This window comes from Burkholderia sp. WP9 (assembly GCF_900104795.1).
GTDB lineage: Bacteria > Pseudomonadota > Gammaproteobacteria > Burkholderiales > Burkholderiaceae > Paraburkholderia.
Genome location: NZ_FNTG01000001.1, coordinates 3,838,401 through 3,859,159, shown reverse-complemented (window position 1 = coordinate 3,859,159; position 20,759 = coordinate 3,838,401). Strand labels below are relative to the sequence as shown.

At 63.2% G+C, this 20,759-nt stretch carries 19 protein-coding genes; 9 read left to right on the top strand and 10 right to left on the bottom strand.

Annotated features, from left to right (window positions below; translation table 11 throughout):
* Nucleotides 1–10: 10 nt before the first annotated feature.
* Nucleotides 11–964 carry a complex I NDUFA9 subunit family protein gene (locus tag BLW71_RS17170; RefSeq protein WP_091798194.1) on the bottom strand — a complete coding sequence of 318 codons (954 nt, stop codon included), beginning with the start codon at nucleotides 962–964 and terminating at the stop codon, nucleotides 11–13.
* A gap of 80 nt (nucleotides 965–1,044) precedes the next feature.
* Complete coding sequence (locus tag BLW71_RS17165) at nucleotides 1,045–3,012, bottom strand: lytic transglycosylase domain-containing protein (protein WP_091798190.1); 1,968 nt, start codon at nucleotides 3,010–3,012, stop codon at nucleotides 1,045–1,047.
* Nucleotides 3,013–3,089: 77 nt separating this feature from the next.
* Between BLW71_RS17165 and BLW71_RS17160 the strand changes: the two genes are divergently transcribed.
* Complete coding sequence (locus BLW71_RS17160) at nucleotides 3,090–3,632, top strand: 5-formyltetrahydrofolate cyclo-ligase (RefSeq protein ID WP_286162012.1); 543 nt, start codon at nucleotides 3,090–3,092, stop codon at nucleotides 3,630–3,632.
* A 57-nt stretch (nucleotides 3,633–3,689) separates the two neighbouring features.
* Here BLW71_RS17160 and BLW71_RS17155 read toward each other — a convergent pair whose 3' ends face one another.
* The gene (locus tag BLW71_RS17155) at nucleotides 3,690–4,202 is read right to left on the bottom strand and encodes a winged helix DNA-binding protein (RefSeq protein ID WP_007179899.1); all 513 of its coding nucleotides are present in this window, start codon (nucleotides 4,200–4,202) and stop codon (nucleotides 3,690–3,692) included.
* A gap of 207 nt (nucleotides 4,203–4,409) precedes the next feature.
* On the opposite strand from BLW71_RS17155, the gene pxpB reads away from it, so the two are divergent.
* The 8 genes from pxpB to mazF all read left to right on the top strand — a co-directional run bounded on the left by pxpB (nucleotide 4,410) and on the right by mazF (nucleotide 11,602).
* The gene (pxpB, locus tag BLW71_RS17150) at nucleotides 4,410–5,063 is read left to right on the top strand and encodes a 5-oxoprolinase subunit PxpB (RefSeq protein ID WP_091798187.1); all 654 of its coding nucleotides are present in this window, start codon (nucleotides 4,410–4,412) and stop codon (nucleotides 5,061–5,063) included.
* Entirely contained in the window at nucleotides 5,060–6,112 is a 1,053-nt protein-coding gene (locus tag BLW71_RS17145; protein ID WP_091798184.1) for a 5-oxoprolinase subunit C family protein, read from the top strand. Before pxpB ends, BLW71_RS17145 begins: the two co-directional genes overlap by 4 nt.
* 19 nt (nucleotides 6,113–6,131) lie before the next feature.
* On the top strand, nucleotides 6,132–6,884 hold the full coding sequence (pxpA, locus tag BLW71_RS17140; RefSeq protein ID WP_091798181.1) for a 5-oxoprolinase subunit PxpA: 753 nt from the start codon (nucleotides 6,132–6,134) through the stop codon (nucleotides 6,882–6,884).
* 253 nt (nucleotides 6,885–7,137) lie between these two features.
* Nucleotides 7,138–7,887, top strand: a complete 750-nt coding sequence (locus tag BLW71_RS17135) for a DUF969 domain-containing protein (protein WP_091798177.1) — start codon at nucleotides 7,138–7,140, stop codon at nucleotides 7,885–7,887.
* Nucleotides 7,884–8,840, top strand: a complete 957-nt coding sequence (locus tag BLW71_RS17130) for a DUF979 domain-containing protein (RefSeq protein WP_091798174.1) — start codon at nucleotides 7,884–7,886, stop codon at nucleotides 8,838–8,840. Before BLW71_RS17135 ends, BLW71_RS17130 begins: the two co-directional genes overlap by 4 nt.
* A 215-nt stretch (nucleotides 8,841–9,055) precedes the next feature.
* Complete coding sequence (locus BLW71_RS17125; RefSeq protein WP_091798172.1) at nucleotides 9,056–10,861, top strand: tetratricopeptide repeat protein; 1,806 nt, start codon at nucleotides 9,056–9,058, stop codon at nucleotides 10,859–10,861.
* On the top strand, nucleotides 10,858–11,019 hold the full coding sequence (locus BLW71_RS42310) for a hypothetical protein (protein WP_177205054.1): 162 nt from the start codon (nucleotides 10,858–10,860) through the stop codon (nucleotides 11,017–11,019). The genes BLW71_RS17125 and BLW71_RS42310 overlap by 4 nt, the downstream gene beginning before the upstream one ends.
* 220 nt (nucleotides 11,020–11,239) lie before the next feature.
* A complete protein-coding gene (mazF, locus tag BLW71_RS17115) occupies nucleotides 11,240–11,602 on the top strand; it encodes a type II toxin-antitoxin system toxin MazF (protein WP_091798168.1) in 363 nt (120 codons plus the stop codon).
* A 17-nt stretch (nucleotides 11,603–11,619) separates the two neighbouring features.
* Here mazF and BLW71_RS17110 read toward each other — a convergent pair whose 3' ends face one another.
* The 7 genes from BLW71_RS17110 to BLW71_RS17080 all read right to left on the bottom strand — a co-directional run bounded on the left by BLW71_RS17110 (nucleotide 11,620) and on the right by BLW71_RS17080 (nucleotide 20,491).
* Nucleotides 11,620–12,771 carry a TraB/GumN family protein gene (locus tag BLW71_RS17110; protein WP_091798165.1) on the bottom strand — a complete coding sequence of 384 codons (1,152 nt, stop codon included), beginning with the start codon at nucleotides 12,769–12,771 and terminating at the stop codon, nucleotides 11,620–11,622.
* Nucleotides 12,764–13,783 (bottom strand): peptide ABC transporter ATP-binding protein, encoded by a 1,020-nt coding sequence (locus tag BLW71_RS17105; protein ID WP_091798162.1) that lies wholly within the window; start codon nucleotides 13,781–13,783, stop codon nucleotides 12,764–12,766. Before BLW71_RS17105 ends, BLW71_RS17110 begins: the two co-directional genes overlap by 8 nt.
* Nucleotides 13,780–14,784 carry an ABC transporter ATP-binding protein gene (locus tag BLW71_RS17100; RefSeq protein WP_091798159.1) on the bottom strand — a complete coding sequence of 335 codons (1,005 nt, stop codon included), beginning with the start codon at nucleotides 14,782–14,784 and terminating at the stop codon, nucleotides 13,780–13,782. The genes BLW71_RS17105 and BLW71_RS17100 overlap by 4 nt, the downstream gene beginning before the upstream one ends.
* 83 nt (nucleotides 14,785–14,867) lie before the next feature.
* The gene (locus BLW71_RS17095; RefSeq protein WP_091798156.1) at nucleotides 14,868–15,785 is read right to left on the bottom strand and encodes an ABC transporter permease subunit; all 918 of its coding nucleotides are present in this window, start codon (nucleotides 15,783–15,785) and stop codon (nucleotides 14,868–14,870) included.
* An 88-nt stretch (nucleotides 15,786–15,873) separates the two neighbouring features.
* Nucleotides 15,874–16,884, bottom strand: a complete 1,011-nt coding sequence (locus tag BLW71_RS17090) for an ABC transporter permease subunit (protein WP_091798153.1) — start codon at nucleotides 16,882–16,884, stop codon at nucleotides 15,874–15,876.
* 139 nt (nucleotides 16,885–17,023) lie between these two features.
* Nucleotides 17,024–18,652, bottom strand: a complete 1,629-nt coding sequence (locus BLW71_RS17085) for an ABC transporter substrate-binding protein (RefSeq protein WP_091798150.1) — start codon at nucleotides 18,650–18,652, stop codon at nucleotides 17,024–17,026.
* 195 nt (nucleotides 18,653–18,847) lie between these two features.
* A complete protein-coding gene (locus BLW71_RS17080) occupies nucleotides 18,848–20,491 on the bottom strand; it encodes an ABC transporter substrate-binding protein (RefSeq protein ID WP_091798147.1) in 1,644 nt (547 codons plus the stop codon).
* Between the last annotated feature and the right edge of the window lie 268 nt (nucleotides 20,492–20,759).

The window sequence follows — 20,759 nt, the reverse complement described above, 5'->3', positions numbered from 1 at the left end:
TGAAGGTAATTCAGCGTCCCGCGCTGGCGCGAAACGTGTCGAAGCGCGAGCGCGTCGACGCGCCGGTCAGATAGATCGGCGCGATCGTTTCGATACTGGCCGGCTCGATGCCGAGTTCAGGCGCGAGCGGTCCGCTCAACACGTTGTCGACCTTCATCGAATCGAGATTGTCGCGCGAGATCACCGGCTCGCCGGGCGCCATTTCGAAAGTCAGCGCCTGCAGGCGCGCGAACGCTTCCGGCAAACGGATGATGCGTGCATGCTTGCCGAGCACGTCGCCGCAATATCTGACGAGATCTTCGAGCGTATAGACGGTCGGGCCGCCGAGTTCGTAGGTGCGGCCGCTGGCGGCATCCAGATCGAGCACGTTGACGATTGCCTTTGCCACATCGCCGACATACACCGGCTGGAATTTGGCGTCCGGCATCGCGAGTGGAATCACTGGAAACATGCGCTGCAGGAACGCGAATTTGTTGAGGAATTGATCTTCGGGGCCGAATACCACCGACGGCCGGAAAATCGTCCACGCCAGATTGGCCGCATGCACGGCCTTCTCACCGTCGCCCTTCGAGCGCGCGTACATGCTCGGGCCATTCGAGTCGGCGCCGAGCGCGCTGATATGAATCAGGCGGTGCACGCCCTTGCCTTCGCATGCCGCCACGATTTTGGTCGGCAAGTCCACGTGCATGCGTGCGAATTCCGGGCCGTACGGCGTGCCGCGTTTGCCGTGCAGCGTGGCTACGAGGTTGATCACGCAATCGGCGCCCTCGACAAAGCGCGCGAGTTGAACCGGATCGAACACGTCCGCTTCGATCACGTCGATAGGCAACAGGGTGAGATGGCGGGCGTTGTAGCGCCGCCGGGTGGCGATCCGCACGTCTTTGCCCGCTTCGACGAGGGCGTTGACGAGATGGCTGCCGATAAAACCGGAACCGCCGATGATCGCAATGGCTTTGTGTCGCATTTTCGACTCCCTGGTGGAAGCCGCGGCAACGGCTGGCGTGGCGCGCCGCCGCTCGAAACGAGGCGGCGGCGGCACGGCGCTTACGGTGCGATATAACCCAGACGCGCCTTCAGCGATTGCGGACGGCCTTCGAACAATGCCGCGTAATAGACCGTGTTGGACAACACATTCTTAACGTAGTCGCGCGTTTCCTGGAACGGAATCGCCTCGGCGAAGATCGCGCCTTCCACCGGATGCTGCAAGGATTGCCGCCAGCTGCGCGGACGGCCCGGGCCTGCGTTATAGCCCGCGGTGGCCAGCACGGCGGACCCGTCGAACTGATTGTAGATCATCGACAGATAGTTCGTGCCGAGCAGGATGTTGGTGTTGATGTCGTTCATCTGCTCACGCGAGATCGGACCCAGGCCGATCTTCTTCGCGACCAGTTGCGCGGTGCCCGGCATCAACTGCATCAACCCGCTCGCGCCGACTTCCGAGCGCGCGTTCATGATGAAGCGCGACTCCTGGCGAATCAGCCCGTAGGCCCATTCCACGTCCAGCCCATTCGACTGCGAATCACGCTCGACGATATCCTTGAACGGCGACAGATAGCGCAGCGAGAAATCGTGCTCGCTCTTCGTGCGGTCCGCCGTGTTGACGGTGCGGTCATACAGCTGGATACGGCGTGCGTATTCGGCGGTGGCGAGCAGTTGCCGGTCGCTCATGTTGCGCAGCGGCCAGTTCCATTCGCGATTGCCTTCGAGCCGCAGATTCAGCGCATAGAACCGTTGCGCCAGGTCGAAGCCGGGCGTGTTGCCGGCTTGCTGGACCTCGGCGTCGCTCACCGCGGTTTTTGGCGGGACCGTGATCTTCTGGCCCAGTTCTTCCGCCGCCAGTTGGCCGTAGAAGTTGTAGCCCTGCGAAATCGACTCGAACTCCTGATTGGCCGTGGTCGTGTCGCCCGCCTGCTTGAGCGCTCGCGCATGCCAATACACCCACGACGGCTGGTTGCGCAGCGCCGCCGGCATTTGTTCGATCGACCAGCGCACCATCGTCCAGTCGCCTGCGAGCAAGGCGGTGCGGGTGCGCCATTCATACGCGGGGTTCGAGAGCGGCGCATTCACCGACAGGCGATACCAGTCCACCGCGCCCGGCATCTGCTTGGCGGCAGCCTGATAAGCAATCGTGCCCCAGCCGATCGCGCGTTCGGGCGAACTCAGCGACGGCGCCACCGAGGCGAACGTGGCCGCGGCCATGGCCGGATCATTGCGCGCCATGCGTGTGATAGCCAGCAACGCCAGTTGATGCGACTGCGTATCCGGCCCGACGCCGCGCGCCAGCAGCAACGGCGGCGTGTTGGCGGCCTGATTGAACAGCACCGGGTCGGGCGGCTGGTTGCTGAGCGCGTCGACGAGCTTCGCGCCGGTGTTGGTGTAGTTCTGTTCGTAGGCGAGGCGGATCTGTTGCCACACGTCGGCGGAACTGAACTGCTGGTTGATGGCCAGCGCGTTGATCAGATCCACGCAGCCGTCGCCGTACCATTTCGGATCGACCAGCAGCGCGCGGGCCGCGTCGGCGACATTTTCGCCGCGCGAGGCGCGCGATTCGAGCGCGTAGCACTTCACCTGCGTGTCGTCGTTCAGGACGAAGCGGGCGTATTGCTGATCGAAGTTGCGCCAGTCGTGACGCGCGCCGAGCACCGTGAGGTAGTCGTTGCGCAGGCGGTCTGCGATCGCCTGGCCGTCGTACTTCTGCAGGAAGCTCAGCACCGGCGCGTCAGGCGCGTCGATGCGCGCGTGCCCACTCGAATCGAACAACTGCGGCTTGATCTGGAAGTACTCCAGATACGCAGGCGCCGGATAGTCCGGAATCATGCTGGCAAGCTGCGCTGCACGCGCCGCGTCGTTACTACGGGCGGCCTCGCGTAGCTGAACGAAGATCTGGTCGTCGTTCGTGAGTTGCGAAAGGGGAAGGGGCTTGACGGCGGAGGCCGTGCTGCACGCGACGAGTGCCGCAGCGGCAAGCGCCAGACCGGCCGCGCGATATACTCGGTAAAGGCGTTTTGACATCGTTGTTTCTGGAGCGCGAATTGAACTCAAGCATAGCATGCAACCCTGCCGCCGAATCGAAAAAGGCGCTGCGTAAAATGCTATTGGAAGCAAGGCTGCAAGCGGCTTCCGAGCCGGCGCGCAATACCGCGCTCGCACGGCGCCTGCTCGATGCGTTGAAGCAGTACGGCGTGAATAGCGTGGGATTCTACTGGCCGCTCGCCGGCGAGTTCGACGCGCGCGCGGCGATCTCGATCTGGCTTGCGGCAGGCGCGCAACGCGAGGCCAGTTTGCCGGTGATCAAGGCCCGCGGCGAGCCGCTGGAATTTCACGCATGGACGCCCGACATGCCGATGAAGATCGGCCATCACAAGATCGCCGAGCCGTCTTCGGGGCGTATCGTGACACCCGAACTGCTGTTCGTGCCGTGCGTGGGTTTCGACGCCCACGGCTACCGGCTCGGTTATGGCGGCGGCTATTACGATCGCACGCTGGCGGCGTGGCCGGGCGCGAAGAAGCCGATCACCGTGGGCATCGCCTACGAAGCATGCCGCACGCCCGCATTGCAGCGCGAAACCCACGACATTCCGCTCGATCTGATCGTCACCGAGGCAGCGCTCTACCCGCACCCGGCGGGTTAGGCGCTCGGCGGGTGCCGCGCCGGGCGGCTGCGCCACCCGGACGCACACGGGGCCGCGTTATAAAGACGCGGCCGCCCGCGCCGCCGTGTCGTAGAGACCGGACGCGTTGCGCATCAGTTGCGCCGCCTCGCCGATCTGCTCGTTGGTCAGGCCACTTTCCTTCAGCGTGGAGATCAGGCAACTCTCACGCACCTCGCGATATTTCAGACAGAGCTCACGGCCGGCTTCGGTTGCCGAGAAGAACACTTCCTTGCCGGTCTTTTCGCTTTTTACATACCCTCTAGCTACGAGCTTCTTCAATGCGTAAGTGGCGACGTGCGTGTCTTCGATGTTCAGCACGAAGCAGATGTCCGCCAGCTTCTTGCGGCGCTCGCGATGGCTGACGTGATGCAGCAGCGAGACCTCGATAGCGGTCATGTCCTTGTCTCCCGCCGCCGACATGCAGCGCACCATCCATCGATTGAAGGCGTTGCCTGCCATGATGAGCGCGTACTCGAGTTCCGACAGCTCCGCGCTGGTCTCAGACACGAGATGTTCCGAGGAAACGATCTTGGTGGGATGGCGCGACATGGCAAAGATTCTCGAGAGGCAGATTGGGAAGGTGTCGGGAGTGTACGACGAGCGCTCGATCCCAGGGAGCCTGGCAAAAACGCTTATTGAGAAATTGTTGATATTTTATTGATAATGTACGCTTCAATCGTCGCCTGCCCGATGCCGATAACCGGTCAAAGGGTGTGCTGTGCCCGAATCCTCCGACTCGACCTGGGCCGTTAACTCATGAGCCAACCAAGAATCTTTCCGCTCGGCGATACCGCGCTAGTCTGCGAGGCGCCGCCGCCTGCCACGCTGGAATGCCAGCGTCGCGTGTGGGCGGCGGCCGCTGCCGCACGCGAATGGCCGCATGTGCTGGAGGTGGTGCCCGGCATGAATAACCTCACGCTGGTTTTCGATCCACTCGAGGCCGACCGCGACGCGCTGGTAAGCCACCTGCAGACGGCCTGGAATGCGGTGAGCGACGCGCCCGCGGCGGGCCGTGAAGTCGAGATTCCGGTGCAGTACGGCGGCGAGTTCGGTCCTGATCTGAAAACGGTCGCCGATCACACGGGTTTGAGCGTGCGCGAGGTCGTCGAACGTCATTCGAATGGCGACTACGTGGTGTTCTTCCTCGGCTTCCAGCCGGGCTTCGCCTATATGGGTGGGCTCGAAGCCGCGCTGCACACGCCGCGCCGCGCGTCGCCGCGGCTCGAAGTACCGGCTGGGTCGGTTGGTATCGGCGGCGAACAGACCGGCATCTATCCGGCCACGTCGCCCGGCGGCTGGCAGTTGATCGGCCGCACCGAGCTGCCGCTGTTCGACCCGGCGCGCCGGCCGCCCACGCTGCTGCAACCGGGCGACCGGGTGCGCTTCACCATCGCGGGGATACAGGCATGATCGATGTGATTCGCGCGGGTCTGTTGACCACGATTCAGGATCTCGGCCGTCATGGCTACCGGCATCTGGGCGTCGCGATGGGCGGAGCGCTCGACCGTCTGTCGCTCGAAGTCGGCAACCGGCTGGTCGGCAACCGGCCCGATGCGGCCGGTCTGGAAATCACCTTCGGGCCGACCGTGCTGCGCTTTCTGCGCGCCACGCGGGTGGCGATCACCGGCACCGAGTTCGGCGCGACGCTCGACGGCAAACCGGTCTACTCGTGGTGGAGCCTGCCGGTGCAGGCCGGCCAGGAACTGGTGTTGAACGCGGCGAAGCGCGGCATGCGCGGCTATGTGTGCGTGGCGGGCGGCGTCGACGTGTTGCCCATGCTCGGCTCGCGCAGCACCGATCTCGCGGGCCATTTCGGCGGACTCGGCGGCCGGGCGTTACGCGACGGCGATCGCCTGCCGGTGGGTGCGCCGCCTCAGCGCGGCCATCTCGGCTTTACGCCCGAGGCGCCGGAGTTCGGCGTGAAGGCGCCCGCGTGGTGCAAGTTCGTGCTGGTTCACGAACCCCTGCGGCGTGGGCGTCACCCGTCCGGCGTGCCGTGGGCCGTGCCGATCCGCGTGCTGCGCGGACCGGAGTACGAGCACTTCACCGAGGAAGCCCACGAATCCTTCTGGTCCGATGAATGGCTCGTCACGCCGAACAGCAACCGCATGGGCTACCGCCTTGCCGGCGCCGAGCTCAAACGCACGCAGAAAACCGATCTGCTTTCGCACGCCGTGCTGCCGGGCACGATTCAGGTGCCACCGAACGGCCAGCCGATCGTGCTGTTGAGCGATGCACAAACCACGGGCGGCTATCCGAAGATCGGCGCGGTGATTCAGGCCGACCTCTGGAAGCTCGCGCAGGTTCGCCTGAACGCATCCGTACGCTTCATTCCGACGACGCCTTACGAGGCGCGTCAGGCTTTGCTGGAAGAGCGCACGTACTTGCGGCAGATCGACGCGGCGATCGCCATGCATGAAGAACGCTGCGCGCGCCGGTCGGCCGTCGCGGCGCTGTAATACTGAGTAGGGGAACTCCATGGAAATCGATTTGAACGCCGACCTCGGCGAAGGCAGCGGGTCCGACGAGGCGCTGCTGGACCTCGTCAGCTCGGCGAATATCGCGTGCGGCTGGCACGCGGGCGGCGCCAATGCGATGCACGACTGCGTGCGCTGGGCGGTGCAGAAAGGCGTGTCGATCGGCGCGCATCCAAGCTTCAACGATCCGGAAAATTTCGGCCGCAAGGAAATGGATTTGCCGGCCAACGAGATTTACGCGGGCGTGTTGTACCAGCTCGGCGCACTCTCGGCGATCGCCCAGGCGGAGGGCGGGCGCATTGCGCACGTCAAGCCGCACGGCGCGCTGTACAACCAGGCCGCGCGCGATGACAGGATCGCCGACGCGATCGTCTCGGCGGTGCACGATTTCGATCCGTCGGTGGCGGTGTTCGCGCTGGCCAACAGCGGACTCGTAACGGCCGCGCGCAACGCGGGCCTCACCGCGATCGAGGAAGTCTTCGCCGATCGCGGCTATCGCGCTGACGGTTCGCTGGTGCCGCGCAAAGAACCCGGCGCGCTGCTCGACGACGAAGACGAAGTGCTGGCGCGCACGCTCACCATGATTCGCGAGCAACGCGTGCAGGCCGTGGACGGCCAATGGGTGCCGCTGAACGCGCAGACCATTTGCCTGCACGGGGACGGTCCGCATGCGCTGGCGTTCGCGCGGCGCATTCGTGGCGCGCTGCGGGACGCCGGCATCGAAGTCCATGCGGCAGTCGCCGCCCGCGCCTGAGCGTCGGCCGAAACGCGAGCCGGATTAGCGCGATTCAAACCTTCTGCACCTTTCCCACGCCCCGCTTCATGCGGGGCGTTTGCCAGGTACAGGGCGCATAGCAGTACCCGCAGTCGATCAGCAGGTGCAGGTGTAGTTCGAAGCAGAGGCGGCCATCAAGAGCCGTCGCAACAAGACGGCGCCCGGACCACCGGACGCCGGCCCACGTTAGCCGTCACAAGCGGCAAGGTTGAAACCCTGTTTGGAGATCCAGATGCAGACAACAGTCAGTCTATGGCCGCTCATTGGCGTGGCCGTCATCATCGTCGGCTTTTTATTGCGGTTCAATCCGATGCTGATCGTGGCGGTCGCCGCGATTATCACGGGCCTCGCCGCGCACTTCCCGCCTGAAAAGATTCTTGCCGAGATCGGCACCGGTTTTATCAAGACCCGCAATATCCCGTTGATCATTCTGCTGCCGCTGGCCGTGATCGGTCTGCTCGAACGGCACGGACTGCGTGAACGCGCGCAAGCGTGGATCGGCGGCATCAAGGCCGCGACCGCCGGGCGTCTTCTGATCGTCTATCTGCTGGTGCGCGAACTGACCGCGGCGGTCGGCCTGACCGGACTCGGCGGCCATCCGCAAATGGTGCGTCCGCTGATCGCGCCGATGGCCGAAGGCGCGACCGAAACCCGCTTCGGCAAGATCAGCGACGCCGTGCGCTTCAAATTGCGCGCGTTCTCCGCCGCGACCGACAACGTGGGGCTCTTCTTCGGCGAGGACATTTTCGTGGCGTTCGGCGCGATCGTGCTGATGACCACCTTCCTGAAGGAAGCGGGAATCATCGTCGAGCCGATTCACGTCGCCGTGTGGGGCATTCCGACCGCCATCTGCGCGTTCATCATTCACGGCTTCCGCCTGTATCTGCTCGACCGCAAACTCGAACGCGAACTGCGCGGCAACGCCGCGGCGAGCCAGGCTGCCGTTTCGCCGAAACAATCCGCCGCAGGAGACCAGGCATGACGCTCTCGATCACCTATCTGTTCTGGCTGTTGGGCGTGGTGCTGCTCGTTGTCGGCGGCATGATCGTCACGGACAAGGATCACCCACGCCGTTTCACGGCCGGCGGTTTCTGGATTCTCTACGCGCTGATCTTCCTGATCGGCGACAAGCTGCCGCCGGCCGTGGTCGGTGTGCTCGTCATCGTGATGGCGCTGATTGCCGGCTTCGGCGGCGTGACCGCGGCCAAGCCGAAAGTGCTGTCGCTCGAAGCGCGCATGGCCAGCGCCGCGCGTCTTCGCAACAAGCTGTTCGTGCCCGCGCTGACGATTCCGGTCGTCACCGTGATCATCACGCTCTCGGCGAGCCATCTGGTGTTCGGCGGCGTACCGCTGATCGAGAAGGCCAACGTCACGCTGATCGGTTTCGGGATCGGCTGCGTGATCGCGCTCGCGATTGCCTGCGTAATGACGCGCGACACCGTCGGCCAGTCGATGAAGGAAACGCGCCGGCTGGTCGATGCGTTGTCGTGGGCAGCAGTGCTGCCGCAGATGCTCGGCATGCTCGGCCTCGTGTTCTCGGACGCCGGGGTCGGCAAGGCCGTCGCACACGTGACCACGGCCTACATCAGCCTCGACTATCGTTTCATTGCGGTGGCCGTGTACTGCATCGGCATGGCGCTCTTCACCATGGTGATGGGCAACGGCTTCGCCGCGTTCCCGGTGATGACGGGCGGCGTCGGCGTGCCGATTCTGGTGGGCGTGTTCCACGGCAATCCGGCGGTGATGGTCGCGATCGGCATGTTCTCGGGCTACTGCGGCACGCTGATGACGCCGATGGCCGCGAACTTCAACATGGTGCCGGCCGCGCTGCTGGAATTGCCCGATAAGAACGCCGTGATCAAAGTGCAGATCCCGACCGCGCTGACCTTGCTGGTCGTGAATATCTTCCTGCTGAATTTCCTGATGTTCTTGTAGGACTTTTTCTTCAGCAATCAATAAACACTGACGCATCGCAGGATTTTTCTGCGATGCGTCAGTGAAATGGTCACACTGCACGACATGGATGCAACCGAATTAGGAAGCGTCCGATCGTCGGGAAACGAGCGGCAACTCTACGATGCTGGATGGTCTCCCATCCACATGCGCCGGCTCACGCAGCACGCACTGCCGTCGCTCTCCCGCAGGTCTCCATGGAACATCAATCGCAGCCTGAGCGCACGCACGCCGCTCCGCCACCCACCGCCTATCTCACCGCATTGATCGACGCCGCGCTCGAAGCGCACCAGGCCGGTCGGCTCGACACGGCCGAATCGTTTTATCGCGAGGCGCTCACGCTCGATGGCGCCCATACGGGAGCCTTGCACTACTTCGGCGTGCTGCACTATCAACGCGGCAACCACGACACCGCCGCCGGCCTGATGAGCCGCGCGCTCAAACTCGACCGGCACGATGCCGCCTGCTGGAGCAACCGCGGACTCGTGGCCGCCGCGCTCGGCCATCTCGACGAAGCGATGATCTGCTACGACCAGGCACTGCAACTCCAGCCAGATTTCGCCGACGCGCACAACAACTTCGGCGTCGCGCTGCAAGCGCAAGGCGCCTTCCTCGAAGCGATCGAGCACTACCGGTTGGCGCTGGCATCGAACCCCGCGCTGATCGACGCGCATCTGAACCTCGGCACGGCGCTGAACAAGCTCGCCCGTTTCGACGAAGCGCTCGCGTGCTATCGCCACGTCCTGTCGCTCGATCCGACCTCCGCGGAAGCACACTTCAGCGCGGGAAACACGTACCAGGCGCAAGGCGACCACGGCGCGGCGATCGCCAGCTTCAAGCAAGCCTTGGCGCTGCGTGCGAATTACGCGGAGGCGCACGTGAATCTGGGCAGCCTGATCGGCAAGCTCGGCGACTATGCCGGCGCCGAATCGCATTACCGGCGCGCGGTCGCACTCAAACCGATTCCGACTCACCTGGTGTGTCTGGGCGGCTCGATCGGCGCTCAAGGGCGCCTCGACGAAGAGGAAGGTTTCTATCGGCGGGCGCTCGCGCACGATCCGCATTACGCCGACGCGCATCAGAATCTCGCGTGGCTGTTGCTCAAGCGTGGCGACTACAAGGAAGGCTGGGCTGAATTCGCGCTGCGCTGGCGCAAGAACGACTACGACGCGATCGCGGTGCCGGGCGTGACCGAATGGCGGGGCGAGCCGCTCGAAGGGCGTCGCCTGCTGCTGGTCGGCGAGCAGGGTTTCGGCGACCACTTCCAGTTCCTGCGCTTTGCAAGCGTGCTCGCGCAGCGCGGCGCAATCGTCGACCTCTGCGTGCGCGAGGCTCTGCTGCCTTTGGTCGGGCGTATGGCGGGCATACACCGCGCGTACAGCGGCAAGCCCGACGGTGAGTACGATTTCTGGGTGCCGATGATGAGCGTGCCGTCCTGTCTTGACCTGGATCTCTCAACCCTTCCCGCGGACGTGCCCTACCTGTTCGCCGACAAGGCGAAGACGAAAGCGTGGCGCAAACGGCTCGGTACGGCTAATGAATCGAAGCGAAAGGTGGGCCTTGTCTGGGCCGGCAGTCCCACATTCGGCAACGACCGCTATCGGTCGACGACGCTCGCCGACCTGAGCCCGCTCAGCGAGGCGGAGAACGTCGCCTGGTACGCGCTGCAAAAGGGCCCGGCGCATGCGCAGTTGGCCGACGCGTCGCCGGCTTTCCGTGCCAACGATTTCACCGCCGCGCTGAACAGCTTCGAAGACACGGCCGCGCTGATCATGAATCTCGATCTGGTGATTGCCGTGGACACCGGCGTCGCGCATCTGGCCGGCGCGTTGGGCAAACCGGTGTGGTTACTGCTGCCCGCCAATCCCGATTGGCGCTGGTTGGAAGCGCGCAGCGACTCGCCCTGGTATCCGGGGATGAGGTTGTTCCGGCAAGCGGTATTGGGGGATTGGATGCCGGTGGTTGAAGAAGTGACGCAAGCTCTAAAGAAGGAGGCTCAATGAGCAAATTTCAAAGTTGGACAGATTTTGGCGCGGTGACACACGGTCCGGTAAGCCACGAAAATATGCCACATTTGTTGCACATCGACAGCTCATCGCCGACAGGAAACGAGATCATGGCTGTCATATCGAAAATTCGCCGCCAGGGGGCGCCCTGGTGATGACGATTCCACCAGCGCTTCTCAAGCTTCTTCACGTCGATGCGGGCGACCAGATGACTCTCGACGTCGCAGACGGACAATTAATTGCGCGGCCGCTTGCTTCAGCGCGTAGGCGCTACTCGCTAGCCGAAATACTCGAGGGCTCTGAAAGCATTGCCGAATTGAATGCAGACACAGCGTGGGCGCGCGATGGCGGGTCGGTCGGACGCGAGCTTGGCTAATGGCAAAACGCAATGCACCACGACGCGGCGACGTATACTGGATCGATCCCAATCCGGTAGCAGGCCGCGAAAGGAAAGACAGGCACCGTTTCGTCGTCATCACACCTGGCGAGATCAATGTGTTGGGCGTTTGCATGACCGTGCCCATCACCAGCGCGGGGAGTTTCACCCGCAACGTCGGACTTGCGGTTCCGATCTCTGGGCACGACACGAGCGGCGTCGCAGTCTGCAATCAGGTTCGCACTTTCGACATCGACGCACGTGTGAGCGCAGGCTCAGCCCGCTACATCGAGACGCTCGACAAGGTCACCGCTGACGAAATCGTCGCGCGGGTCATTAGCGCCATCGACCCCGCGCCATAACAACGTCCGGCGACGCCTCACCCCGCCTCCACCACGAACCCGCGCTGCCGCAAAAGCTCCAGCACGCCTTTGCGGCCACCCAGATGCAGCGCGCCGATCGCCACGAACACCGGCTTGTTCGGCGCGGCGATCAGCAGCATTCGCGACACGAAGCGCCGGTTGCGGTCATAGACGATCTTGTTGTCGATCGAATCGGAGATGCGCTTGTCGCGCGCCAGCTTTTCGGACTTCGCTGCCTGCCAGGCGGCGATTGCATCCGCATCGCCCACACGCCATAGGCGATGCAAGGTCCGCACGTCCTCGACGTTTTCCGCCGGTGTCTGCACCAGATCCTGCGCCAGCATCTCGCGCTGCTGCGCGAGCGTCAGCCCCGTGAATGCGCGCATCTGCTGCGGCAATGTCTCGAGACCGACGATCTTGCCGCGCGTGCGGATATACACGTTCTGTAACTGCGCTTCCGAACCGTACTCGGTCTGCAGACCGGCGCTCAAAGAATCGTAGGTTTCGACCAGCAACGAAGCGAGCCAGGGCCGCATTTTCTTGATGGCATCCAGTGCCGCCGGGTTAGCGCGCAGCCGAAGCGCCAGCTTGTGCCACAAAGGCTCGGGCAGCAGACCGGGCAGACAGTCGCGCCGGCAGACGCCGTACTTCGCAACGTCATCTTGCGAAACAAGCAGTTCGTCGGGTGAGAGTTCGAGCGCCAGCGTCGGCGAGGCAGCCAGTGCGCCGAGGATCGGTGCGCGGAAGGGCTGATTGGCGGGGTAGTCAGCCGGGTCGCCGACGTGCAGCGTGCCCAGCACGTAGAGGGTGATCGTGCCGCGAGTCGCGACATAGAACGGCATGCGCGCCGGCTGCGCGCGCACCGGGCCGCTCGCCGTAGTGCCCGGCGAGGCGGGCGGCGGATTGAAACCCGGCAAGCTGGCGCGTGGCGGCGCCGGCATATTGGGCACCGGCAGTGCCGGGCGCCCCGCCTGCGCGGGCGTATTGGCGGCGGCGCCGGCGGCATGCGCGACGCCGATTGCTGTCGTGCCTGGATGAAAGACAGAACAAACGCCGATGAGCGCGGCACTGGTCAGTGCACGCGCCCTCCAGCGCCGCGCGAAAGCAGCACCAAGGTCGCCATCACGCAAGCGGCGCGCAAGACGACGCGCCGCCAACCCATCAGGCATCCATGTCCCCCACCTCCTCGGCGCGGTGACACGACACCTGGCGGCCATCCACTTCACGCAGCTTCGGTTCTTCACTGCGGCAGCGGTCGATCGCGTACGGGCAGCGTTGATGGAACGTGCAGCCCGACGGCGGATTCAGCGGCGACGGCATTTCACCTTGCAGCTTGATCTTGATCGAGCGATCCGCTTCGAAGATCGAAGGCGTGGCCGACATCAACGCGCGCGTGTACGGATGACGCGGCTTCGAGAAAATGCGCTTCTTGTCGCCGAGCTCCGCCACGCCGCCGAAGTACATCACCATCACATCGTCGGCGATATGCTCCACCACCGAGAGGTTGTGCGAGATGAACACGTAGCTGGTCTTGAACTGCTGCTGCAGGTCCATGAACAGATTCAGAATCTGCGCCTGGATCGAGACGTCGAGCGCCGACACGGGTTCGTCGGCAACGACGATCTGCGGGTCGAGAATCATCGCGCGCGCAATCGCCACACGCTGCCGCTGGCCGCCGGAGAACATATGCGGATAGCGCTTCGCATGTTCCGGACGCAGGCCGACGGTGCGCATCATCTGCGCGATGCGCTCGGCGCGCTCGGTCGGGCTCAGTTGCGTATTGATCGCGAGCGGCTCGCCCAACGTCTGCTCGACGGTCTTGCGCGGATTCAACGAGGCAAACGGGTTCTGGAACACCATCTGCACGCGCCGCCGCAGCGCGGCGATCTTCGCGTGATCGGCGCCGGCCACGTCTTCACCGTCGATCAGCAAGCGGCCCGCGCTGGGCGCTTCGATCATGGTGAGTTGACGCGCGAGCGTCGATTTGCCGCAGCCGGATTCACCGACCACGGCCAGGGTCTTGCCGCGCTCCAGCGCAAACGAGACGCCGTTGAGCGCCTTCACCGTGCCGGTGGCGAACAGACCGCGCTTAACCGTGTAGTAACGCGCCAATTGCTCCGCGACCAGTACGTGGTCGCCCGCATGGTCCGACTGGCGCCGCGTTTCGAGTACTGCGTTCATCGTGCGCCTCCATGGGTGTGAACGTTGGCGTCGCCGCTCAGGTTCAGGGGTTTGATGCAGCGCACGCGCGCCACCTCAGCGTGACCTTCCATCGGCGCGAGCGCGGGCCGCGCCTTGGTGCAGTCGTCGACCACGTACTTGCAGCGTGGTGCGAACAGACAGCCCTTCGGACGGTCGTCGCGACCCGGCACCATGCCCGGCAGGGCCGCCAGCCGCACGGCGCCGACATTGTGCTCGGGAATCGCCGCCAGCAACGCTTCCGTATAGGGATGATGCGGCGCGGCGAAGATGTCCGGCACCCGGTTGGTCTCGATCACTTCGCCAGCGTACATGACCGCGACGCGTTGCGCGACCTCGGACACCACCGCCAGATCGTGCGAAATCAGCACGAGCGCCATGCCGCGTTCCTTCTGCAGCTTGATCAGCAGTTCCATGATCTGCGCCTGGATCGTCACGTCGAGCGCGGTGGTCGGCTCGTCGGCGATCAGCAGCTTCGGGTTGCAGGCAATCGCCATCGCGATCATCACGCGCTGGTTCATGCCGCCCGACATCTGATGCGGGAACGAACTGATACGGCTTTTCGCATCCGGAATGCCGACCTGGTCGAGCAGTTCCAAAGCGCGCTTGTCCAGCGCGCTGCCGCGCAAGCCTTCGTGCAGCTTCAGCACTTCCTTGATCTGATAGCCGACCGTGTAGCTCGGATTCAGGCTGGTCAGCGCGTCCTGGAACACCATCGCGATATCTTTGCCGATGATCTTGCGGCGTTCCTTCGCCGAGGCCTTCAGCAGGTTCTTGCCGTTGAAGGTGATTTCGTCGGCCGTCACTTTGCCGGGCGCGTCGATCAGGCCCATCAGCGCCATCATCGTCACGCTCTTGCCCGAGCCCGATTCGCCGACCACGCCGACCACTTCGCCCGGCGCGACATCGAGGTTGATCCGGTCGACGGCGGGCAGTCCGTTGAAGTCCACCGCGAGATTGCGGATGGTCAATAGGCTAGACATGTCAGCGCGCGCACGGCCGCCCGAAGCGTGCTGACTTGCCCCCTCGGGGGGCAGCGAATGAAGTGAGTGTGGGGGCTGTTTCATTACGCCATCCTTTTCAGTTTGGGATCGAGTGCGTCGCGCAGCCCGTCGCCGAGCAGATTGATCGCGAGCACCGAGATCAGGATGGACAGACCCGGCATCGTGACGATCCACCATGCGCTGTCGATGTAGTCACGCGCCGAGGCCAGCATCGCGCCCCACTCCGCCGAAGGCGGTTGCACACCGAGGCCGAGAAAGCCGAGCGCCGCGGCGTCGAGAATCGCCGACGAAAAGCCCAACGTAGCCTGCACGATCAGCGGTGCGGTGCAGTTGGGCAGCACTTGCGAGAACATCAGACGCAAGGTGCTGGCGCCCGCCACGCGCGAAGCCGTCACGTATTCCTTCTGCAACTCGCCTTGCGCCGACGCGCGCGTCAAACGCACGTAGCCTGGCAACGCGACGATCGCGATGGCGAGCATCGTATTGACGAGGCCCGGGCCGATGATTGCGACCACCGCAACAGCGAGCAGCAGTGACGGCAGCGCGAGCAGCACGTCCATGATGCGCATGATCGGCGTGTCGGCCCACTTTTCGAAGAATGCCGCGATCAAACCGAGCACGACGCCCGGAATCAGCGCGAGCACGACCGAAACGAAGCCGATCCAGAACGAGAGCCGCGCGCCGTACATCAGACGCGAAAGGATGTCGCGGCCCGCTTCGTCGGTGCCGAGAATGAACTTCCAGTTGCCGCCGTCGAGCCATGCGGGCGGAATCTTCACGAAGTCGCGGTATTGCTCGATCGGGCTGTGCGGCGCGATCAACGGCGCGAAGATCGCGATAAAGATCAGCACGAGCACGATGACACCGGCGCCGACCGCGCCACGGTTACGCGAGAAATTCGCCCAGAATTCACGGGCGGCGATAGCGCGGCCACTCCGGGGAGTGACCGCTTGGGGGACTGTGTTTTGAATGTCTGCCATGATCAGTATGCCTCCCGCCGAGCCGCCTCAAGGGAGGCATGCGCCCCCTCGGGGGGCAGCGAACAAATGTGAGCGTGGGGGTTCATATTTACCTCGTATGGCGGATGCGCGGATTCAACACGCCGTACAACAGATCGACGACGAGGTTCACGACAATGACCAGCGTGGCGATCATCAGAATACCGCCCTGCACCACCGGATAGTCGCGCCGGCCGATCGCGTCGATCAGCCACTTGCCGATACCCGGCCACGAAAACAGCGTCTCGGTGAGCACGGCGCCCGCGAGCAGCGTGCCGACCTGCAGACCGATCACGGTCACGACCGGAATCAGCGCGTTGCGCAACGCATGCACGACGATCACGCGCCCCGGCGACAAGCCCTTCGCGCGCGCGGTGCGGATGTAGTCCTCGCGCAGCACTTCGAGCATCGACGAACGCGTCATACGCGCGACCACTGCCAGCGGAATCGTACCGAGCACGATGGCCGGCAGGATCAGATGGCTCAGTGCGGATTTGAACGCGCCTTCGTCGGTGGACATCATCGCGTCGATCAGCATGAAGCCGGTCACGTGCGGAATGTCGTATTCGACCGCGATGCGGCCGGACACCGGCGTCCAGCCGAGCTTCACGGAGAACACCATGATGAGGATCAAGCCCCACCAGAAGATCGGCATCGAGTAGCCGGTGAGCGCCGTGCCCATCACGCCGTGATCGACCACGGTGCCGCGCCGCAAGGCCGCGAACACACCCGCCGGCAAGCCGACGATCAAGGCGAACAGCATCGCGCAGATCGACAGTTCGACGGTAGCGGGAAAGCGTGCGAGGAATTCGCCCATCACGCTGGTGTTGGTGATGATCGAGGTGCCGAGGTCGCCGTGCAGCGCGCGTCCGATGTAGTGGACGTACTGCATGGGCAAGGATTCGTCGAGCCCGAGCCGGTGCATCGCCGCGGCGTGCATGGCGGGATCGACGCCGCGCTCGCCCATCATCACTTCGATGGGGTCGCCCGGTATCAGGTGAATCAGCGCGAACGCGAGGATCGTGATGCCGATGAAAGTCGGAATCACCATGCCGATGCGGCGCAAAACAAAGCGGAACATGGTTTTGTCCCTATGGTCTTGATGAAGAAAAAACGCAACCGGCGACGAGGGCTTGTGACCCCGGTCGCCGGACCATTTCGACCAGTTTTCTAACCGTGCGAAAAGCGTACTGCGTGAGCTTTACGAATGACTTGCCGACTTACTTGACGCTGACGCCATCGAAACGCGCGTAACCGAGCGGTTCGATGCGCATGTCCACGACCTTCTTGCTGACAGGCTGGTACACCGTGGAGTGAGCGATCGGCGAGAACGGCAGTTGCTGCGCGAAGATCTGCTGCGCCTGCATATAAGCCGTGGTGCGCGCGCCCTGATCGGACGTGACGCGGCCCTTCTGGATCAGGTCGTCAAACGGCTTGTAGCACCACTTCGAGAAGTTGTTGCCGTTCACCGCTTCGCAGCCGAGCAGCGTGCCGAGCCAGTTGTCCGGATCGCCGTTGTCGCCGGTCCAGCCGATCAGCATCGTGTCGTCCTCACCTGCGTGAGCGCGCTTGATGTACTCGCCCCACTCATACGTGACGATCTTCGCCTTCACGCCGATCTTGGCCCAGTCCGCCTGGATCATTTCCGCCATCAGACGGGCGTTCGGGTTGTACGCGCGCTGCACCGGCATCGCCCACAGGGTGATGTCGAAGCCGTTCGGGTAGCCGGCCTTCGCCAGCAACGCCTTGGCCTTGTCCGCATCGTAGGCTGCGCCCTTCAGGTTCTTGTCGTACGACCATTGGGTCGGCGGCATCGGGTTCGTGGCCGCCTGGCCCGCGCCCTGGTACACCGACTCGATGATCGCCTTCTTGTTGATCGCCATGTCGAGCGCCTGACGCACTTCGACCTTGTCGACCGGCTTGTGCGACACGTTGTACGCGAGGTAGCCGAGGTTGAAGCCCGGTTGCGACGGCATCGCGATGTTCGCTTCAGCCTTTAGCGGCGCGATGTCGGCCGGACGCGGATAGCTCATCACCTGGCATTCGTCGCGCTTGATCTTCTGCACGCGCACGCCGGCGTCCGGCGTGATCGAGAAGATCAGCTTCGAGATTTTCACCGTGTTCGGCTTCCAGTAATCCGGATTGCCGTCGAAGCGGATCGTCGCGTCTTTCGTGTAGCTGCGGAAAATGAACGGGCCCGTGCCGACCGGGAACTGGTTGATGTCGGCAGCCTTGCCGGCCTTCAACAACTGGTCGCCGTATTCGCTAGACAGGATCGACGCGTATTCCATCGCCAGATTCTGGATGAACGGTGCGTTGACTTCCTTCAGCGTGAACTTGACCGTGTACGGATCGACCTTTTCGACGCCGGTGATCAGCTTGTCGAGGCCCATGTCCGTGAAGTACGGGAACTGAACCGGGTAAGCCTTATGAAAGGCCGAGTTCGGGTCCAGCATGCGCTGGAACGTGAACACGACGTCGTCCGCATTGAATTCGCGCGTCGGCTTGAAGAACGACGTGGTCTGGAACTTCACGCCATGACGCAGGTGGAACGTGTACGTCTTGCCGTCCGCCGACACGTCCCACTTTTCGGCGAGGCCCGGTTCGACCTTGGTGCCGCCGCGTTCGAATTCGACGAGACGGTTGTAAACGGTGAACGTGTTAGCCGTGAAATCGGTGCCCGTGGTGTATTGGGCCGGATCGAAACCCGCAGGACTGCCTTCTGAGCAGTAAACCAGGGTTTTATTCGGAATCTCGGCGCGCGCGACACTTGCGCCCACCATCGATGCCGCTGCAGCTGCGACGAGCGTCGTAACACGCGCGGCGCGCAACAGATTGTTTTGCTTCATGTTTCCTCCAGGTTCGTGGCCGGCTCCCGCCGGCGTAGCGCGATATTACTTGAGCTTGGCTCACAGCAACAAGCGGAGGAAATTCCCTCTGTTGACGATCGGAAACCAATCGGGCATAAGCATGGCCGCACGCCGGCATTACCGGGAACGTGCGGCCGCAGAGGGGTGCCGAAGCAAAAAAACGGCCCGCCGGCGTTATTTCAGGCCGACATTCATGAATTGCGTCGGGCCGAACGGGTCGATCTTGAAGCCGGTGACGTTCTTGCTGATCGGCTGATAGACCGTGGAGTGGGCGATCGGCGTAAATGGGACCTGATCTTTGAATATCTCCTGCGCTTCCGTATAAGCCTTGGTGCGCTCGGGCAGGTCGGTGGTGCCGCGGCCTTTCTTGATCAGATCGTCGTAAGGCTTGTAGCACCATTTGGAAAAGTTACTGCCGTTCACCGCGTCGCAACCCAGCAATACGCCGAGCCAGTTATCCGGGTCGCCATAATCGCCGGTCCAGCCGATCAGCATCGCTTCATGTTCGCCGGCATGGCCGCGGCGAATATATTCGCCCCATTCATAAGTGGCGATCTTCACCTTGACGCCGATCTTCGCCCAATCGGATTGCAGCATTTCCGCCATGAGCCGCGCGTTCGGGTTATACGGCCGTTGAACCGGCATGGCCCATAACGTCAGGTCGAAGCCGTCTGGATAACCCGCCTGTTTCAACAGCGCTTTGGCTTTTTCCGTGTCGAACGGGGCGTCCTTCAGATTCTTGTCGTAGCCCCACTGGGTCGGCGGCATGGGGTTCGTCGCCGCCTGGCCCGCGCCCTGATAGACCGATTCGATAATCGCTTTCTTATTGATCGACATATCGAGCGCACGGCGCACCAGCACATTGTCGAGCGGTTTCTTGGTGGTGTTGTAGGCGATATAACCGAGGTTGAAACCCACCTGGTTCGGCATGGCCAGCGACGCATCGGCTTTTACCGCCGGAATATCAGCGGGACGCGGATACGCCATCACCTGACATTCCCCGCGCTTGAGTTTTTGCAGACGCACGGCCGGATCGACGGTAATCGCGAATATCAGTTTGCTGACTTTGACGATACCCGGCTTCCAGTAATCGGGATTACCGTCGAAGCGAATCGTATCGTCTTTCGTATAGCTGCGGAAAATGAATGGGCCGGTGCCGACCGGATATTGATTGATATCCGACGCTTTACCCGCTTTCAATAACTGATCGCCGTATTCCGCCGAGAGGATCGAAGCGAACGGCATCGCAATCTGTTGTAAAAACGGCGCATCGACTTCTTTCAGCGTGAACTTGACCGTGTACGGATCGACCTTTTCGATCTTCGCAATGTTCTTGGCGAGGCCGAGATCGGTGAAATACGGGAACGGCACCGAATACGCCTTGCGGAACGGCTGCTCCGGATCGAGCATCCGTTGATAAGTGAAGACGACGTCGTCCGCGTTGAATTCGCGCGTCGGCTTGAAAAACGAGGTGGTCTGGAATTTCACACCGTGGCGCAAATGAAACGTATACGTCAGTCCGTCGGGCGACACATCCCACTTTTCGGCCAGACTCGGTTCGATATCCGTGCTGCCGTGCGCGAACTCGATCAGCCGGTTGTAGACCGTGTACGAGCCCGCGCTGAATTCGACGCTGGTGGTGTACTGCGCACTGTCGAAGCCCGCCGGACTGCCTTCGGAGCAGAACACGAGGGTCTTGTCGGGCAGCGTGGCCGCATTGGCAGCGGCGGGCGACAGGCCCGCAGTCAGCACCGCGCAGGCGCTCAGCGCTGGAAGACAGGTTTGGCGAACTGCAAACAGCAACTTGGATACCGTCATTACGTTCTCCGCACAGCAGCCACGTCAGCTGCGCTTTGATCATAGACAGCACAAAATTCGGGTTCAATGCGGGCTTACGCGTCGCAAGGTTGGCGCGGGTGCCTACGTTTGTTGCACGGCAGCAACCGTCGCAACCGGTGTACGAGCATCGGTTTCGTCATGACGACTGCGGTCGCACGGCGGAGCCCCGCATTCGCATGAACGCCCGGGCCGCCATTCGCAGCGCGAAAAAAAACCGCGCGGCAAAAAACAGCCGCACGGTTTCGTC

Coding starts and splice junctions, on each gene's coding strand:
- BLW71_RS42310 (WP_177205054.1), top strand. CDS start 10,858: ATGAGCAAATTTCAAAGTTGGACAGATTTTGGCGCGGTGACACACGGT.
- BLW71_RS17085 (WP_091798150.1), bottom strand. CDS start 18,652: ATGAAGCAAAACAATCTGTTGCGCGCCGCGCGTGTTACGACGCTCGTC.
- BLW71_RS17105 (WP_091798162.1), bottom strand. CDS start 13,783: ATGAACGCAGTACTCGAAACGCGGCGCCAGTCGGACCATGCGGGCGAC.
- BLW71_RS17160 (WP_286162012.1), top strand. CDS start 3,090: ATGCTATTGGAAGCAAGGCTGCAAGCGGCTTCCGAGCCGGCGCGCAAT.
- pxpB (WP_091798187.1), top strand. CDS start 4,410: ATGAGCCAACCAAGAATCTTTCCGCTCGGCGATACCGCGCTAGTCTGC.
- BLW71_RS17130 (WP_091798174.1), top strand. CDS start 7,884: ATGACGCTCTCGATCACCTATCTGTTCTGGCTGTTGGGCGTGGTGCTG.
- BLW71_RS17165 (WP_091798190.1), bottom strand. CDS start 3,012: ATGTCAAAACGCCTTTACCGAGTATATCGCGCGGCCGGTCTGGCGCTT.
- BLW71_RS17125 (WP_091798172.1), top strand. CDS start 9,056: ATGGAACATCAATCGCAGCCTGAGCGCACGCACGCCGCTCCGCCACCC.
- BLW71_RS17100 (WP_091798159.1), bottom strand. CDS start 14,784: ATGTCTAGCCTATTGACCATCCGCAATCTCGCGGTGGACTTCAACGGA.
- BLW71_RS17090 (WP_091798153.1), bottom strand. CDS start 16,884: ATGTTCCGCTTTGTTTTGCGCCGCATCGGCATGGTGATTCCGACTTTC.
- BLW71_RS17080 (WP_091798147.1), bottom strand. CDS start 20,491: ATGACGGTATCCAAGTTGCTGTTTGCAGTTCGCCAAACCTGTCTTCCA.
- BLW71_RS17095 (WP_091798156.1), bottom strand. CDS start 15,785: ATGGCAGACATTCAAAACACAGTCCCCCAAGCGGTCACTCCCCGGAGT.
- BLW71_RS17155 (WP_007179899.1), bottom strand. CDS start 4,202: ATGTCGCGCCATCCCACCAAGATCGTTTCCTCGGAACATCTCGTGTCT.
- pxpA (WP_091798181.1), top strand. CDS start 6,132: ATGGAAATCGATTTGAACGCCGACCTCGGCGAAGGCAGCGGGTCCGAC.
- BLW71_RS17110 (WP_091798165.1), bottom strand. CDS start 12,771: ATGCCTGATGGGTTGGCGGCGCGTCGTCTTGCGCGCCGCTTGCGTGAT.
- BLW71_RS17145 (WP_091798184.1), top strand. CDS start 5,060: ATGATCGATGTGATTCGCGCGGGTCTGTTGACCACGATTCAGGATCTC.
- BLW71_RS17170 (WP_091798194.1), bottom strand. CDS start 964: ATGCGACACAAAGCCATTGCGATCATCGGCGGTTCCGGTTTTATCGGC.
- BLW71_RS17135 (WP_091798177.1), top strand. CDS start 7,138: ATGCAGACAACAGTCAGTCTATGGCCGCTCATTGGCGTGGCCGTCATC.
- mazF (WP_091798168.1), top strand. CDS start 11,240: ATGGCAAAACGCAATGCACCACGACGCGGCGACGTATACTGGATCGAT.